The sequence below is a fragment of the Microtetraspora sp. AC03309 genome (assembly GCF_020826795.1).
Taxonomy (GTDB): Bacteria; Actinomycetota; Actinomycetes; order Streptosporangiales; family Streptosporangiaceae; genus Microtetraspora; species Microtetraspora glauca.
This window is the reverse complement of sequence record NZ_JADDIL010000464.1, coordinates 1-487: the sequence shown is the minus strand read 5'-3', so window position 1 is coordinate 487 and position 487 is coordinate 1. Positions and strand designations below refer to the sequence as shown.

The window sequence follows — 487 nt, the reverse complement described above, 5'->3', positions numbered from 1 at the left end:
CACACAGGCGCAGGGTCCGTCGTTCAGCTTGGACGGCAACCTGCTGCAGTGGCAGAACTGGTCGCTGCGGGTCGGGTTCAACCATCGCGAAGGGATGACGCTGCACACCGTGCGGTACCGCGACGGTGACGTGAACCGCTCAGTGGCACATCGGATGTCGTTCGCCGAAATGGTGGTCCCGTACCGGGATTCCTCGGTTGACCACTACCGTCGGACGGCGTTCGACATCGGTGAGTGGGGCCTGGGCTTCATGACCACCTCACTTGAGCTCGGCTGCGATTGTCTCGGTGAGATCCGTTATCTGGACGCGGTGTTGCACAACAGCGCCGGTGAGCCGTACACGATCAACAACGCGATCTGTATCCATGAGGAAGACAACGCCGTGCTGTGGAAGCACGTCGATCACGACGCGGGCGCAGAAGTGCGCCGTATGCGCAGGCTCACCCTGTCGTTCCACGTCACGGTGGCCAACTATGAGTACCTGGTG

General features: G+C 61.6%; 1 pseudogene. It reads left to right on the top strand.

Annotation, left to right across the window (positions count from 1 at the left end):
• A pseudogene (locus IMZ11_RS43865) lies at nt 1-487 on the top strand (histamine oxidase); the annotation flags it as partial.